The organism is Arthrobacter sp. L77, assembly GCF_000816565.1.
GTDB classification, from domain to species: domain Bacteria; phylum Actinomycetota; class Actinomycetes; order Actinomycetales; family Micrococcaceae; genus Arthrobacter_D; species Arthrobacter_D antioxidans.
Genome location: NZ_JWSU01000008.1, coordinates 289,073 through 303,699 on the forward strand (window position 1 = coordinate 289,073; position 14,627 = coordinate 303,699).

The window sequence follows — 14,627 nt, forward strand, 5'->3', positions numbered from 1 at the left end:
CGGCCGTTGATAAGGTTGGCGACTCAGGCTCAAGCAGAACGGGCAGGTCATCATCACGGGGCGGACGTCCATCGGGCGCCGCCGCATTATGAGGGAGCAAGGCGATCCAGATGGTAAAGCAGCCCGTATCCGTAAACGGCGTGGTCCGTTGGCGTGATGTGGGGTTGGCGGATGATGCACAACGCAGGCCCAAGGAGCGCAAACTGGTGGTTCTCCGCCATGAGATCGGCGACGTCCTCCGCGACGTCCGCCAGCGCCAAGGCCGCACCCTGCGCGAGGTGTCGCACAGTGCGAGGGTTTCCCTCGGATACCTCAGCGAGGTCGAGCGTGGACAGAAGGAAGCATCGTCCGAACTCCTCTCATCAATCTGCAGTGCACTCGAGGTGCCGCTCTCCTCGATGCTGCGGGAAGTCAGCGACCGCCTGGCAGAAGCAGAAGGCGTGTCCATCCCGGACACCATCCCCCAGGAGTTCTCCCGCGAGTTCGGGGACGACCTCACGGACGAACTGAACGACGACTTCCGTCGGGGGCTGGCGGCCACGAACCGCTAGTCAGCCGACAAAAAGGAAGGCCCGTCCCCGGCACGATCGAGGGGACGGGCCTTCCTGCTGTCTGCTACCAGTTGTCCCGGGTGTAGGTGTTGTTCAACTGGGCGATGAGCGTGCCCAGCCGCGTGAGGTCCTCCACGTCCCAGTCCTCCATGAGCTGGTGGAAGGCCTGCTTGCGGGCCGTCTGCGCCGCCACGAGCTGCCGCGTGCCGGCGTCCGTCAGCGAGATCGACTGCGCCCGGCCGTCGAGCGGGTCCGCTTCCTTCCTGACCAGGCCCAGCTGCTCCAGCATCGCGATCTGCCGACTGACGGAGGGCTTGCCCACTCCCACGCTCGCAGCGATGTCGGTGAGACGCATGGAGCCCTCGCGCTGCAGGATCACGAGGAGTCCGTACGCCGCCGGTTCCATGTCGGGGTGCACCCGACGCGCCACCTTGTAGGAGTTCGAGCGGGCGCGCCGCCACAGCATGCTCAGCTGCTGCTCCAGGGCTTCGATGGCCGCGTCGGTGTCGGCATCCTCCCCGGGGTAACCGGTACGGCCCGCGCCGGGGTCGGTGATGCTCGGCTTCGCGTTCATGGGGCCATTCTAGGGCGCACCGGCGGAATCACCATGCCCCGCCGCCTGTTTCCTCGCTCCGGCAGCGAATTCCGCCCGCGGGTCATCCACCCGGGGTGATTCCGACCGCGGCGGTCGGTGCCGGCCTCCGCGCCGAGGACCCAGAATGGTAGAAGAGGTGTGACGGCTGATCGGCCGACGACGAGGACAAGGGACAGTGCATGCGGTTGAGCGACTTCTGGCGGTTGATGGACGACGAGTTCGGGGAGCGGTACTCGCGGACCCTCGCACGGGACCTCGTCGTGGACCAGCTGGGTGACAGGACGGCGTCCGAGGCGCTGGGCGCGGGGGCCGATCCGAAGACGGTCTGGGAAGCGGTGTGCCGGGCGCAGGACGTGCCGAGGAGCCGTTGGCTCGGCCGCGACGTCAGGCCGCGCTGACGTCGGCGGCCAGGGCCACGGCAGACACTCGGAGGAACGACGGATAATCGAATATCTGTTCGGACGGGGATATGATGGTTGAACGGCCCGAGCGCTGTTATGCACATGGCGACGGCCCCGCCCGAACTGTCGGTGGGAGCCCTTACAGTCGAGTCGAACACGTACACACAGGCCAGTTGGCCATGAACAACCGAGGTGAAGAATGGCCGCTCCAGACCGCGAGAAAGCCCTAGAAGCTGCTCTCGCCCAGATCGACAAGCAGTACGGCAAGGGTTCGATCATGCGTCTCGGCGACGAGACCAGGGCACCCATCGAGACCATCTCCACGAGTTCCATCGCTCTGGATGCCGCCCTCGGCATCGGCGGACTGCCCCGTGGCAGGGTCGTGGAGATCTACGGTCCCGAGTCGTCGGGCAAGACCACCGTCGCCCTCCATGCCGTGGCCAGCGCCCAGCGCAACGGAGGGATCGCGGCGTTCATCGACGCCGAGCACGCCCTGGATCCCGAGTACGCGAAGAGGCTGGGCGTCGACACGGACGCGCTCCTCGTCTCGCAGCCGGACACCGGCGAGCAGGCGCTCGAGATCATGGACATGCTCATCGGGTCCGGGTCGATCGACATCGTCGTCATCGACTCCGTCGCCGCACTCGTGCCCCGCGCCGAGATCGAGGGCGAGATGGGTGACAGCCACGTCGGCCTGCAGGCCCGGCTGATGAGCCAGGCCCTCCGGAAGATCACCGGCCGGCTCGCCCAGACCAAGACCACGGCCATCTTCATCAACCAGCTCCGCGAGAAGATCGGTGTGTTCTTCGGAAGCCCCGAGACCACCACGGGCGGCAAGGCGCTGAAGTTCTACGCGTCCGTCCGGATCGACGTACGACGCATCGAGACGCTGAAGGAAGGCGTCAACCCGGTCGGCAACAGGACGCGCGCCAAGATCGTCAAGAACAAGATGGCCCCGCCCTTCAAGCAGGCGGAGTTCGACATCCTGTACGGCTACGGCATCTCCCGCGAGGGCGGACTCATCGATGTCGGTGTCGAGAACGGGCTGGTCAAGAAGTCCGGCGCCTGGTTCACCTACGACGGCGACCAGCTGGGGCAGGGCAAGGAGAACGCCCGGAAGTTCCTGAAGGACAACCCGGGTCTGGCCGACGAGCTCGAGCAGAAGATCAGGGTCAAGCTGGGCATCGGAGTGCAGCCGGAGGAGACGGACGTCCCGAAGCTCAAGGCCGTCAGCAGCGAGTAGGCGCAGTGGCATCGGGGACCGGGCCGGAAGCGGCCGGATGGGGGATCTCCTACGGCCTGTTCGGCTCGGACAGTGCAGCTGACCCGGACGAGTCCGAGCCGCCTCCCCGGTCCCGCTCCACGCGCCAGAAGCCGTCGCGGTCGGCGTCCTCCTCCTTCGGCAGGGCGACACCGACGCAGGGGCGGCGAGCGCCGCGTGCCCGGAGCCGCCGGGGCTCGGCAGGCCGGGCGTCCTTCGACGATCCGTTCGCGCCCGTCGTCGGCGCCTCGGCCGATGCCGCCGAGGTTTCCGAGGCCGCGGAGGCCCCCGGGCGGGCATCAAGGCATGGAACGCCGACCGCGACGAAGACATCACCGACGACGCCATCACCCAGGCCGAGACACACACCCTCATGGACGAACAAGGCCACGGACCCCGNCCCCCGGGGCGGGCGGAGACGGCGGCGGTCGTCGGCGGGCCCGCGGCGGTGACCGGTCCCCGTCCGCGGGTGCGCGGCGCGGGAACCGTGCTGCGGCTGCGGGTGGGACCGGCGGCACCACCGGTGATACCGCCCCTGACGGGGATGACGCCCCCGTCAGGAGCGACGAGCAGTGGACATCGCTGGCCCGCTCCGTCCTGCTCCGCCAACTGTCGCTGGGCGCGCGGAGCCGCCACCAGCTCGACCGCAAGCTCGCCGAGCGGGAGGTACCGCCGCCGATCGCCGCAGCCCTCCTCGACAGGTTCGAGGAGGTGCAGCTCATCGATGACGCCGAGTTCGCCCGGATGTGGGTGCGGACCCGCACCGCCGCCAAGTCGCTCTCCCGGTCCTCGCTGCGGCGTGAGCTCGCGGACAAGGGCATCGACGCCGAGTTGGCGGAGGACGCCCTGCTGCAGCTCTCCGACGAGGACGAGGACGAGCAGGCCCGCGAGGTGGTGCGGCGCAAGCTGCGCCGCAGCGCCGATCTCTCGGATCGTGCCGTGCGGGAGAAGGCGGTGCGGCGCCTCGTCGGGGTGCTCGCCCGCAAGGGGTACAGCCCCGGGACGGCGTTCTCGATCGTGAAGGACGTCATCGACGAGGCGGAGTGATCGCACCGGCGGACACGGCGATTGTGGGGCCCCAGCATGCCCGCCGTACGCTTGAGGACGTGAGTACGACACTTCCCGTTCCCCTCGACGAGACCCCCCACGGCATCCCGGCCAGTGCGCCGGGACAGCGCACCTACGAGGTGCGGACGTTCGGCTGCCAGATGAACGTGCATGATTCCGAGCGGATCTCCGGGCTGCTCGAGGGCGCGGGGCTCTCCCGCGTGGAGGGCGGCCAGGCGGACGTCGTCGTCTTCAACACGTGCGCTGTCCGCGAGAACGCCGATAACAAGCTGTACGGCAACCTCGGGATCCTCAAGGCGGTCAAGGAGGCGCGGCCGGACCTGCAGATCGCCGTCGGCGGGTGCCTCGCCCAGAAGGACAGGGAGACCATCCTCAGGAAGGCACCGTGGGTGGACGCCGTCTTCGGGACGCACAACATCGGCGCGCTACCCGCCCTGCTCGAGCGCGCCCGCCACAACCAGGACGCCCAGCTGGAGATCCTGGAATCCCTCGATGTCTTCCCCTCGACCCTGCCGACGCGGCGCGAGTCGGTCTACGCGGGCTGGGTGTCGATCTCCGTCGGCTGCAACAACACCTGCACCTTCTGCATCGTGCCGTCCCTGCGGGGCAAGGAGCGCGACCGCCGGCCGGGGGAGATCCTCGCCGAGATCGAAGCGCTCGTGGCGGACGGCGCCGTCGAGGTCACCCTCCTCGGCCAGAACGTGAACTCCTACGGCGTCGAATTCGGAGACCGGGGCGCCTTCGCGAAGCTGCTGCGCGCCTGCGGATCGATCGAGGGCCTCGAGCGGGTCCGGTTCACGAGCCCCCACCCGGCAGCGTTCACCGACGACGTGATCGACGCGATGGCCGAGACGCCCAACGTGATGCCGCAGCTGCACATGCCCCTGCAGTCCGGCTCGGACCGCATCCTGAAGGCGATGCGCCGGTCCTACCGGTCCAGCCGCTTCCTCGGCATCCTCGAACGGGTCCGCGACCGGATGCCCCACGCCGCCATCTCCACGGACATCATCGTGGGCTTCCCCGGCGAGACCGAGGAGGACTTCCAGGCCACCCTCGACGTCGTCGAGCAGTCGCGCTTCGCCACGGCCTTCACCTTCCAGTACTCGAAGCGTCCCGGCACGCCCGCGGCGGACCTGCCCGACCAGCTGCCCAAGGCCGTGGTGCAGGAGCGGTTCGAACGGCTGACCGCGCTGCAGGACCGCATCGCCCGCGAGGAGAACGCCCGGCAGGTCGGGGCGGTCGTCGAGGTGCTCGTCACCGACCAGCAGGGCCGCAAGGGCGGCGAGACGCACCGGCTCACCGGGCGGGCACGGGACCAGCGGCTCGTCCACTTCTCCGTGCCCGACGGCGCGGCCGTGCCCCGGCCCGGCGACGTCGTGACCCTGCCCGTCACCGAGGCGGCGTCCTTCCACCTGCTGTCCGACCCCGCCCCGGAACAGTACGCGGTGCGCCGCTCCCGCGCGGGCGACGCGTGGGACAGGAGCCAGGCCGACTCCTGCGGCGCTCCTGCCCCGTCCGACGGCACGGCCGGTCCCGACGGTGCCCCGCGCTCGGTCTCGCTGGGCATGCCGTCCCTGCCGGTCCGTGGAGGGCGTTCTTGACCCTTCCCGTGGTCGCGGTCGTCGGCCCCACGGGGTCCGGCAAGTCCGAGCTCGGCATCGCCCTGGCCCGGCGCCTCGACGGCGAGATCGTCAACGCCGACGCCCTCCAGTTCTACCGCGGCATGGACATCGGCACGGCCAAGCTGCTCCCGGCGGAACGGCAGGGCATCGAGCACCACCTCCTCGATGTCCTCGACGTCACGCAGGAGGCGAGCGTCGCCGCCTACCAGGACGATGCCCGCCGCGTCATCGGGGACATCCGTGCCCGCGGACGGGTGCCCATCCTCGTCGGCGGATCCGGACTGTACCTCCGCGCCGCCCTCGACCGGCTCGAGTTCCCGCCGACCGACGCCGGCGTCCGTGCCCGGCTCGAGGCGGAGCTCGCCGCCACCGGGAGCACGGCGTTCCGCGAGCGGCTCCGGGCGGTCGACCCGGCGTCCGCCGAACGCATCGACGACGACCGCCGCCTCGTCCGCGCCCTCGAGGTGCACGAGATCAGCGGGCGGCCCTTCAGCGCCTTCATGCCGCGCCGGGAGTACCACCGGCCCGCCGTGCAGATCGGTCTCGCCGTCGACCGGGACGTCCTGCGCGCGCGGCTCGCCGACCGGGTGCACGCGATGGTGCGCAGCGGACTGGCCCGCGAGGTGGAGCGCCTCGCCGCCGTCGGGCTCCGGGACGGGCGGACGGCGTCGCGCGCCCTCGGCTACGGGCAGTTCCTCCGCGTACTGGACGGCGCCATGACGGAGCAGGACGCCATCGAGGACACCATCGCCGCGACCCGCCGGTTCGCCCGGCGCCAGCTCACCTGGTTCCGGGGGGATCCGCGCGTGGCCTGGACGGACTGGCAGGCGCCCGGCCTCGTCGACCGCGCGGTCGGGCTCGTGCGGGCGCACGGGGACCTATCCTTAGGACTGTGACCGACTACCGCGCCCTCGCCGCCGATCCCGGGCAGTCCGCCGGCCTCTCCTTCACCAAGGGCCACGGCACCGGCAACGACTTCGTCCTGACACTCGATCCCGACGCGTCGGCGCCGGACGACGCCGCCTTCGTCGCCTCGCTCTGCGACCGGCACCGGGGCATCGGCGCCGACGGATACATCCGGGCGGTGCGGTCGTCCGCCCTGCCCGAGGGGCGGGCGCTCCTGCAGACGGACCCCGACGCCGAATGGTTCATGGACTACCGCAACGCCGACGGCTCGGTGTCCGAGATGTGCGGCAACGGCGTGCGCGTCTTCGCACACTTCCTGCTCGCCTCCTCGGTGGCCGAGCTGCCCGAAGGCGGCGAGCTCGCCATCGCCACCCGCGCGGGCGTCAAACGCGTGACCCGCTCCCACGACGGCTACGCGGTGGACATGGGGCCCTGGGAATTCATCCATCCCGAGGCTGCCGTCGCCCGCGGCATGGACTCCCTCGTGGAGATCGGCGGACTCGACGTCGACCGCCCGGCGCTGTCGGTCAGCATGGGCAATCCCCACACCGTCGTCGCGCTGGCCGAATCCGCCGAACTCCAGCAGACCGAACTGCACCGGCCTCCCGGGGTCCAGCCCGTCCCGCCGGAGGGGACCAACGTGGAACTCGTGGTGCCCTCGGATCCGCTGGTGGGGGACGACGGCGTCGGCCGGCTCAGCATGCGCGTCCACGAGCGCGGCGTCGGCGAAACCCAGTCCTGCGGCACCGGTGCGTGCGCCGCCGCGGCAGCCACACGATTCTGGGCCGGCCAGGGTGCGCCGACCCGATGGCAGGTGACCGTCCCGGGCGGCGTCGTCGGGGTGACCTTCGTCGACGGCCCCGGCGGTCGCGAGCACGTGCTGCTCAGCGGCCCGGCCGTCCTCGTGGCGGAGGGTGTGCTCCTTCCCGCAGCCTGAGCGGGATGAGCCGGCAGGGACGTTCAGCCGGCCCGGTGCACCTCGATGATGCGGAAGGACTTGGACGTCTCCGCGCGCCGGACCGTGAAGCCCCCGGCCAGTTCCCCGGCCAGCCAGCGCTGCAGCGAGTCCGCACCGAGGTTCTTCTGCACCACCAGCCAGGCGCGGCCGTCCGGAGCGAGGCGCGGGAGCCAGTCCAGCAGCAGAGCATGCAGTTCCTGCTTCCCGATGCGGATGGGCGGATTGGACCAGATGGTGTCGAACACGAGCGACCCGTCCACGGCGTCGGGGGTGCCGGCCGCTACATTGCCCAGTCCGAGGCGGGCGGCGTTCTCCGCGGTCAGTGCGACGCACCGCTCGTTGACGTCGACGGCGTAGACCTCGGCGTCGGGCGCCTTCAGCGCCATGGTGAGGGCGATCGGTCCCCACCCGCAGCCGATGTCCAGCAGGCGGCGCCCCTGCGGGTCCGGGACGGCGTCGAGCAGGATCGCGGTGCCCTTGTCGACGCCGTCGGGGCTGAACAGACCCGACGAGGTCACGAGGTCCCGACGCGCGCCGGCCAGGACGACGGAGAGCGGTCGGCGCGTGTCCGGTCCCGCCGGCTGGGCGCTGAAATAGTGCTGAGACTCCATGGACAGAAGCCTAGTGGCACGCCGGCGGCCCGTCCGCGCGGTCGGGTTTCGCGCTGGGAGAATACGCTGGAGCACGCCGGGCCCTCAGCCGTAGGATTGTAGGACATTCATCTAGGGAGACCATGACCGAGAACAACGGACATTCCACCGGCGCCGACATGGGCCCGGAGGAGATCCAAGCCGTCATCGACCGGATCCTCGCCAGCGACGAAGCTGCCGCGGCCAAGGCGACGAAGGGGACATCAGGGCCGGGGGAGAGCTCCGCGCCGATCGAGAAGACCTGGCGATCACGGGCCCAGGCCCTCTCCCAGGACGAGGAGCCGTCCGACGCCGACGGGGACCAGCAGGACCTCGCCGAGCGCCGTGCGCTCCGGCGCGTCGCGGGACTGTCCACCGAACTCGAGGACGTCACCGAGGTCGAGTACCGGCAGCTCAGGCTGGAACGGGTGGTCCTCGCCGGCCTGTGGAGCGAAGGGACGGCGCAGGACGCCGAGAACTCGCTCCAGGAGCTCGCGGCACTGGCCGAGACCGCGGGCTCCGAGGTGCTCGACGGTATCGTGCAGCGACGCCTCAAGCCGGACCCCGGGACGTTCCTCGGGTCGGGCAAGGCCCAGGAGCTGAAGGGGATCGTCCAGGCCACCGGGGCGGACACCGTGATCGTCGACAGCGAACTCTCGCCGTCGCAGCGCCGCGGCCTCGAGGACATCGTGAAGGTCAAGGTGATCGACCGGACCGCCCTGATCCTCGACATCTTCGCGCAGCACGCCAAGAGCCGCGAAGGCAAAGCCCAGGTGGAACTCGCGCAGCTCGAGTACCTGCTCCCGCGCCTCCGCGGCTGGGGTGAATCGATGTCCCGCCAGGCCGGCGGCCAGGTCGGCAGCGCAGGCTCCGGTATGGGCTCGCGCGGCCCGGGCGAGACGAAGATCGAACTCGACCGGCGCAAGATCCGCACGCGCATGGCGAAGCTCCGCCGCGAGATCGCCGGGATGAAGCCCGCACGGGAGACCAAGCGTTCCAACCGCCGTCGGAACCAGGTGCCGTCCGTCGCCATCGCCGGCTACACGAATGCCGGCAAGTCGTCCCTGCTGAACCGGCTCACCGACGCCGGCGTCCTCGTCGAGAACGCACTGTTCGCCACGCTGGATCCGACGGTGCGCAAGGCGGAGACGCCGGACGGCATCGGCTACACCCTGGCCGACACGGTCGGGTTCGTCCGCTCGCTGCCCACCCAGCTCATCGAGGCGTTCCGCTCCACCCTGGAGGAGGTCGCCGACTCCGACCTCATCCTGCATGTCGTCGACGCGTCCCACCCCGACCCTGAGGGGCAGATCGCCGCGGTCCGAACCGTGCTGACGGAGGTCGACGCCCGCAAGGTGCCCGAGATCATCGTGTTGAACAAGGCCGACGCCGCCGATCCGTTCGTCATCGAACGGCTGCGGCAGCGCGAACCGCGGTCCGTCGTCGTCTCCGCGCGGACAGGCGCGGGGCTCACGGAGCTGCGCCAGCTGATCAGCACGAACATCCCCCGCCCCGGCGTGAAGCTCGACCTGATGGTGCCGTACGAGCGCGGGGAGATCCTCAGCCGCCTCCACGAGGAGGATGTCGAGATCCTCGGCCTGGAGCACGTCGGCGAGGGGACCCGCCTCGAGGTGATGGTCCGGGAAGGCCTGGCCGCCGAGCTGGAGGCGTACGTCAGGCATGAGTGAGAGCACGCGGTCCGGCGCCGTGGCGGCGCCGGACGCGGCTCCCCACTCGGACGAAGCACGGCAGGCCCTCGAACTGCTCGACGCCGCCGTGGGCGCCATGGGCGGGGAGATGCGTTCCGGCCAGCACGAGATGGTCCGTCAGGTCAGTGAGTCCATCCGCTCCGGCGAGCACCTGCTCGTCCAGGCCGGCACCGGCACCGGGAAGTCGCTCGCGTACCTCGTCCCTCTGATCGCCCACGCGATGGACAGCGACAAGCCCTCGATCGTCTCCACGGCCACGCTCGCCCTCCAGGCGCAGATCGTGGGAAGGGACCTCCCGCGCCTCCTGGACGCCGTGCGGCCCGCGCTCACGCGCCCCGTCGACGTCGCCCTGCTCAAGGGCCGCTCCAACTACGTCTGCCTCCACAAGACCGGCGGCGGCTTCCCGGAGGAGGACGCGCCCGCCACCCTCTTCAGCCTCGGCGAGGATGCCGCGCCGCACCCCGCCCCGGCGACCGACGGCCCGTCCTCCGCGCTCGGGAGGGACGTGGTGCGGCTGCGTGAGTGGGCCGAGGAGACCGCGACCGGCGACCGCGACGACCTCGTGCCCGGCGTGAGCGACCGCGCCTGGCGCCAGGTGTCCGTCTCCAGCATGGAGTGCATCGGTGCCGCCCGCTGTCCGATGGCCCAGGAGTGCTTCAGCGAGAAGGCGCGCGCCGCAGCCGCGGACGCCGACATCATCATCACCAACCACGCCATGCTCGCGATCAGCGCCTTCGAAGGGCTTGCCGTCCTGCCCGAGTACGACGTCGTCGTCATCGACGAGGCACACGAACTCCACGACCGCGTCACCGGAGCCGTCTCGGGCCAGCTCTCCGCCTCGATGGTGACCGCTGCAGCCGCGGCACTCCGGCGCCACGCGTCCGTCACCACGGGCGTCCTCGACACGGCTGCCGACGCCTTCGAGGCGGCCGCCGAACTCGTTCCCTCGGGTCTCCTGCCGGGAGGCCTCCCCGAGGATCTCGAGCAGGCCCTCGCCCAGGTCCGCGACGCGTCGCGTGCCGCGCTGTCCGACACCAAGACGGACGGCAAGTCCGAAGCCGACGTCGACGGCGGCCGGCAGGTCGCACGCTCCCGCACCACGCTGGTCTTCGAGCTCGCCGAGCGGATCCTCGCGGCGTCCGAACTCAACGAGGTGGTCTGGGCATCGCGTCCCAGTACCTTCACGCCGGGTTCGGGCTACGCGCAGCCCGACGAGAGTGCACCCGCGACGCTGAACGTCGCGCCGCTGTCCGTCGCCGGGCGGCTGCGGGAGGGACTGTTCGAGGACCACACCGTGATCCTGACCTCCGCGACCCTCGCGATCGGCTCCGAGTTCGGTCCCGTCGCCGGCTCGCTGGGCCTCAGCGGCCCCGGTGCGCCCGCCTGGACCGGCGTCGACGTCGGAAGCCCCTTCGACTACCCGCGGCAGGGCGTGCTCTACGTGGCGAAGGACCTGCCGAAGCCCGAGCGGGGCACCTCCGACGCGCAGCTCGAGGAGCTCCTGGGGCTGCTCACGGCGTCGCGGGGAGGGGCGCTGGGACTGTTCTCGTCCAAGCGCGCCGCCGAGGAGGCCGCGGAGGCCCTGCGTCCGAAGGTCGACTTCGAGATCCTGTGCCAGGGGGAGTCCTCGCTCAACGCACTGGTCACGCAGTTCGCGGACGAACCGGATACCTGCCTGTTCGGCACCATGTCCCTGTGGCAGGGTGTCGACGTGCCGGGGGCCTCGTGCCGACTGGTCGTGATCGACCGCATCCCGTTCCCGCGGCCCGACGATCCGCTCATGACCGCCCGCACCCGGGCAGTGGCGCGGAACGGGGGCAACGGCTTCATGAGCGTGTCCGCCACGCACGCGGCCGTCCGGCTCGCGCAGGGCGCGGGGCGCCTGATCAGGGCGGCGGGGGACCGGGGGGTCGTCGCCGTCCTGGACAGCCGCCTCGCCAACGCCCGGTACGGCGGCTTCCTCCGGGCCGCCCTCCCGCCCTTCTGGGCGACGACGGACCGTGCCACCGTCACGGGCATCCTGAAGCGGCTCTCGGGGCGCTGACGCGCCCCGCCGGCCGCAGCACACCGGCTGCGGCGCGTGGCTACAGCGCGCGCATCACCGAGACGACCTTGCCCATGATGCTGGCGTGGTCGCCGAGGATGGGCTCGTAGCGCGTGTTCTGCGGCAGCAGCCACGTATGGCCGTCCCGCTGCCGGAAGGTCTTCACGGTGGCCTCCTCATCGAGCAGCGCCGCCACGATGTCGCCGTTCTGGGCGCTCTGCTGCCGGCGGACCACCACCCAGTCGCCGTCGCAGATGGCGGCATCCACCATCGAGTCCCCCGAGACCCTGAGCATGAAGAGATCCCCGTGGCCGACGAGCTGGCGCGGCAGGGGCATGACGTCCTCGACGACCTGGTCCGCGAGGATCGGTCCGCCGGCGGCGATGCGCCCCACGAGCGGCACCAGGGCGGTGTCGACGGCGATCCGGTGCTCGGCGGCGGGCTTCCCGTCCGCGGACGGACCGGTCTGGGCGCCCGAGGTGTCCGGAGCCAGGGTCAGGGGGAGCAGGACCTCCATGGCGCGGGGGCGCTTCGGATCCCTGCGCACGTAGCCGAGCCGCTCGAGCTGCGCCAGCTGGTGGGTCACGCTGGACAGGCTCGCGAGCCCCACGGTGTCGCCGATCTCCCGCATGGACGGGGGGTACCCCTTGTCGGCGATCGACCGCTGGATCGTCTCGAGGATGGTCAGCTGCCGGGCGGTCAGCCCCTTGGACACGGAGCGGCCGCGCGGCCTGCCCCGGCCCGCGGAGATGGGCACGGCGTCTGCCGGGACGTCGGCAGTGTTCGATTCCTGCCGGGCCGCCGCTGATGATTCCGCCACTGTTGCGCCTTTCGCCTGGGATCGCCGATCCCGCTGTCGCCGCCGGACCGCTTCCGTGGGCCGGAAGCCGTTTTGTCAGAGGCGGCTGGTTGTGTGAGATGCATCGACCCCGGGACCGCCCTCGGAGGGCAGTATCCGTCGACGATGGTGTGATCTCTTCACGCTAGGACAGACGGGGTCACTTTTCAAACATATGTTCGACCGAGTCTCGACACGGGTCGATCGTAGATGCTAGAAATAGGCAGATGCGTATTAGAACGTTTGTTCGAACCGGGCGGTCTGTCCGGCCAAGGCATTCGAAGGAAAGAGGAACGGCAATGGTTACACCCGTACTGCATGGCAGCTCGTTGTGGACGCCCGCTCGCCCCGAGAACCACCTCAGGCTCGTCTCCATGCCTGACCCGTCCTCGTCGACCATCGCCCTGATGCCCCCGACCTTCGCAGCACCCTCCCGGCCTGATGGGACCGGTTCCTCCACCGAGCCCGGTTCCTCCGTGCCGTCCCGTACCTCCACGCAGCGGAGTGCGGACCGTCCCCTGACGCTCACGCGGCGAGGGCGCCTGCTGCTGGTCGGCCTGCCGATCGCCCTGGGCGTCGCGGCCCTGATCCTCCTCGCGGCATTCCTGACCTCGCAGGCACAGGCGGGGGAGTCGGCGCCGACCTCCACGGCCACCGTCGAGGTGAGTGTGGTCACCGGAGAGACCCTGTGGGATCTCGCCGTGCGCTATGCGCCGGAGCGCGATCCCCGGGACGTCGTCGCCGAGATCGTCGAGCTCAACGACCTGCCGAACTCCGTGGTGCAGGCAGGACAGAGCATCGCAGTACCCGCCGCGGACTGACCGGGCCCCGCCGCGGACTGACCGGCGCCCACACCGGGACTGCCCGCCGGGCCATTCGTCCGTGGAAGACGGCATCCCTTAAACTCGAAGAGTGCCCTCCTCCGTCGAAGCCCTAGCAAACCTCCCCCTGCGTGACGACCTCGTCGGGCTGCACCCGTACGGCGCTCCGCAGCTGGACGTCCCGATCCTGCTCAACGTCAACGAGAACACCTACGGCGTACCGGCGGACGTCCACGCGGCCATCGTGGAGGCCGTCGCGGAAGCGACGCGCGGCCTCAATCGCTACCCGGACCGCGAATTCACCGAGCTGCGGAAGAACCTCGCCGACTATCTGGGGCACGGCCTGACGCCCGATCAGCTGTGGGCCGCCAACGGCTCCAACGAGGTGCTGCAGCAGGTCCTCCAGGCCTTCGGCGGACCCGGACGCACCGCCATCGGCTTCCCGCCCACCTACTCGATGTACCCCCTGCTCGCGAGCGGCACCGGGACGCGCTACGTCACCGCCGCCCGCGGTGCCGCCTACGCCATGACGCCGGAGGACACCGCCCGGGCGGTCCGCGCATCAGGGGCGAACATCGTGTTCCTCTGCTCGCCGAACAATCCCACCGGCACGGCACTCGGCCTGGACGTCGTCGAGGCCGCCTACGAGGCCGGCGAGGACGCGCGCGCCATCATCATCGTCGATGAGGCGTACGGCGAATTCGCGCAGGAGGGGACCGCGAGCGCCCTGACCCTCCTGCCCGGACGCCCGCGGTTGCTCGTCTCCCGGACCATGAGCAAGGCCTTCGCCCTCGCCGGCGCCCGGATCGGCTACCTCGCGGCGGCGCCGGAGATCGCCGATGCGCTGCGGCTCGTCAGGCTGCCCTACCACCTCTCGGCCATCACCCAGGCGGCCGCGAACGCCGCCCTCACCCACGCGGACACGCTCCTGGCGAACGTCGAGGCGATCAAGGTGCAGCGGGACCGCATCGTGCGCGAGCTCACGGGACTCGGGCTCACCCCGGCCCCGTCGGACGCGAACTTCGTCTTCTTCTCGGGCCTCGAGGACCCCCACCGTGTCTGGCAGGGCCTCCTGGAGGCAGGGGTCCTCATCCGTGATGTCGGCATCCCCGGATCCCTGCGCGTGACCGCGGGTACGGAGGAGGAGACGACGGCGTTCCTGACGGCGCTGGCGACGCTGCTCTGACGGCCGGGTCGCCGTTCCGACGGTCGGGTCGGCGACGG

The 14,627-nt window shown here is 70.7% G+C and carries 15 protein-coding genes and 1 pseudogene; 12 read left to right on the plus strand and 4 right to left on the minus strand.

What is annotated here, in order from left to right:
* Nucleotides 1-110 precede the first annotated feature (110 nt).
* Nucleotides 111-551, plus strand: coding sequence for a helix-turn-helix domain-containing protein (locus tag RY94_RS16225; RefSeq protein ID WP_043447546.1), 441 nt, complete (start codon nt 111-113; stop codon nt 549-551).
* A gap of 64 nt (nt 552-615) precedes the next feature.
* Here the strand turns inward: RY94_RS16225 and RY94_RS16230 are convergent, their stop codons facing one another.
* Nucleotides 616-1,125, minus strand: a complete 510-nt coding sequence (locus tag RY94_RS16230) for a MarR family winged helix-turn-helix transcriptional regulator (RefSeq protein WP_052274503.1) — start codon at nt 1,123-1,125, stop codon at nt 616-618.
* Nucleotides 1,126-1,325: 200 nt separating this feature from the next.
* On the opposite strand from RY94_RS16230, the gene RY94_RS16235 reads away from it, so the two are divergent.
* Both RY94_RS16235 and recA read left to right on the plus strand, forming a co-directional pair.
* Nucleotides 1,326-1,544: a DUF3046 domain-containing protein gene (locus tag RY94_RS16235; protein ID WP_043447548.1), complete on the plus strand. Its 219-nt coding sequence runs from the start codon at nt 1,326-1,328 to the stop codon at nt 1,542-1,544.
* Between the two features lie 202 nt (nt 1,545-1,746).
* Nucleotides 1,747-2,790, plus strand: a complete 1,044-nt coding sequence (recA, locus tag RY94_RS16240; RefSeq protein ID WP_043447550.1) for a recombinase RecA — start codon at nt 1,747-1,749, stop codon at nt 2,788-2,790.
* A gap of 49 nt (nt 2,791-2,839) precedes the next feature.
* Here recA and RY94_RS18215 read toward each other — a convergent pair whose 3' ends face one another.
* Nucleotides 2,840-3,175, minus strand: coding sequence for a hypothetical protein (locus tag RY94_RS18215; RefSeq protein ID WP_197060703.1), 336 nt, complete (start codon nt 3,173-3,175; stop codon nt 2,840-2,842).
* On the opposite strand from RY94_RS18215, the pseudogene RY94_RS18770 reads away from it, so the two are divergent.
* The 5 genes and pseudogenes from RY94_RS18770 to dapF form a co-directional block, all read left to right on the plus strand.
* Nucleotides 3,115-3,498 (plus strand): annotated as a pseudogene (locus RY94_RS18770) (hypothetical protein); the annotation flags it as partial. The gene RY94_RS18215 and the pseudogene RY94_RS18770 sit on opposite strands and share 61 nt — an antisense overlap.
* A 21-nt stretch (nt 3,499-3,519) precedes the next feature.
* The gene (locus RY94_RS18775) at nt 3,520-3,855 is read left to right on the plus strand and encodes a regulatory protein RecX (protein ID WP_231554578.1); all 336 of its coding nucleotides are present in this window, start codon (nt 3,520-3,522) and stop codon (nt 3,853-3,855) included.
* Between the two features lie 59 nt (nt 3,856-3,914).
* Nucleotides 3,915-5,477 carry a tRNA (N6-isopentenyl adenosine(37)-C2)-methylthiotransferase MiaB gene (miaB, locus tag RY94_RS16250; protein ID WP_043447802.1) on the plus strand — a complete coding sequence of 521 codons (1,563 nt, stop codon included), beginning with the start codon at nt 3,915-3,917 and terminating at the stop codon, nt 5,475-5,477.
* On the plus strand, nt 5,474-6,394 hold the full coding sequence (gene miaA, locus RY94_RS16255) for a tRNA (adenosine(37)-N6)-dimethylallyltransferase MiaA (RefSeq protein ID WP_043447552.1): 921 nt from the start codon (nt 5,474-5,476) through the stop codon (nt 6,392-6,394). The genes miaB and miaA overlap by 4 nt, the downstream gene beginning before the upstream one ends.
* Entirely contained in the window at nt 6,391-7,341 is a 951-nt protein-coding gene (dapF, locus tag RY94_RS16260) for a diaminopimelate epimerase (protein ID WP_052274504.1), read from the plus strand. Before miaA ends, dapF begins: the two co-directional genes overlap by 4 nt.
* A 23-nt stretch (nt 7,342-7,364) precedes the next feature.
* Here the strand turns inward: dapF and RY94_RS16265 are convergent, their stop codons facing one another.
* Nucleotides 7,365-7,973, minus strand: coding sequence for a class I SAM-dependent methyltransferase (locus RY94_RS16265; protein ID WP_043447553.1), 609 nt, complete (start codon nt 7,971-7,973; stop codon nt 7,365-7,367).
* A gap of 122 nt (nt 7,974-8,095) precedes the next feature.
* Here RY94_RS16265 and hflX point away from each other — a divergent pair, with 122 nt between their 5' ends.
* Entirely contained in the window at nt 8,096-9,679 is a 1,584-nt protein-coding gene (gene hflX, locus RY94_RS16270) for a GTPase HflX (RefSeq protein ID WP_043447555.1), read from the plus strand.
* Nucleotides 9,672-11,744, plus strand: coding sequence for an ATP-dependent DNA helicase (locus tag RY94_RS16275; protein WP_052274505.1), 2,073 nt, complete (start codon nt 9,672-9,674; stop codon nt 11,742-11,744). The genes hflX and RY94_RS16275 overlap by 8 nt, the downstream gene beginning before the upstream one ends.
* Before the next feature lie 40 nt (nt 11,745-11,784).
* On the opposite strand, the gene lexA is transcribed toward RY94_RS16275, so the two are convergent.
* Complete coding sequence (gene lexA, locus RY94_RS16280) at nt 11,785-12,501, minus strand: transcriptional repressor LexA (RefSeq protein WP_043447556.1); 717 nt, start codon at nt 12,499-12,501, stop codon at nt 11,785-11,787.
* A 380-nt stretch (nt 12,502-12,881) separates the two neighbouring features.
* On the opposite strand from lexA, the gene RY94_RS16285 reads away from it, so the two are divergent.
* Together RY94_RS16285 and RY94_RS16290 are read left to right on the plus strand one after the other, a co-directional pair.
* Complete coding sequence (locus RY94_RS16285; RefSeq protein WP_231554579.1) at nt 12,882-13,403, plus strand: LysM peptidoglycan-binding domain-containing protein; 522 nt, start codon at nt 12,882-12,884, stop codon at nt 13,401-13,403.
* 91 nt (nt 13,404-13,494) lie between these two features.
* The gene (locus tag RY94_RS16290; RefSeq protein WP_043447558.1) at nt 13,495-14,589 is read left to right on the plus strand and encodes a histidinol-phosphate transaminase; all 1,095 of its coding nucleotides are present in this window, start codon (nt 13,495-13,497) and stop codon (nt 14,587-14,589) included.
* The last annotated feature ends 38 nt before the right edge of the window (nt 14,590-14,627 follow it).

Excerpts from the sequence above, each read along its gene's own strand:
- RY94_RS16265 (WP_043447553.1), bottom strand. The coding sequence starts at position 7,973 with ATGGAGTCTCAGCACTATTTCAGCGCCCAGCCGGCGGGACCGGACACG.
- RY94_RS16275 (WP_052274505.1), top strand. The coding sequence starts at position 9,672 with ATGAGTGAGAGCACGCGGTCCGGCGCCGTGGCGGCGCCGGACGCGGCT.
- hflX (WP_043447555.1), top strand. The coding sequence starts at position 8,096 with ATGACCGAGAACAACGGACATTCCACCGGCGCCGACATGGGCCCGGAG.
- recA (WP_043447550.1), top strand. The coding sequence starts at position 1,747 with ATGGCCGCTCCAGACCGCGAGAAAGCCCTAGAAGCTGCTCTCGCCCAG.
- RY94_RS16230 (WP_052274503.1), bottom strand. The coding sequence starts at position 1,125 with ATGAACGCGAAGCCGAGCATCACCGACCCCGGCGCGGGCCGTACCGGT.
- RY94_RS16225 (WP_043447546.1), top strand. The coding sequence starts at position 111 with ATGGTAAAGCAGCCCGTATCCGTAAACGGCGTGGTCCGTTGGCGTGAT.
- RY94_RS16235 (WP_043447548.1), top strand. The coding sequence starts at position 1,326 with ATGCGGTTGAGCGACTTCTGGCGGTTGATGGACGACGAGTTCGGGGAG.
- RY94_RS16285 (WP_231554579.1), top strand. The coding sequence starts at position 12,882 with ATGGTTACACCCGTACTGCATGGCAGCTCGTTGTGGACGCCCGCTCGC.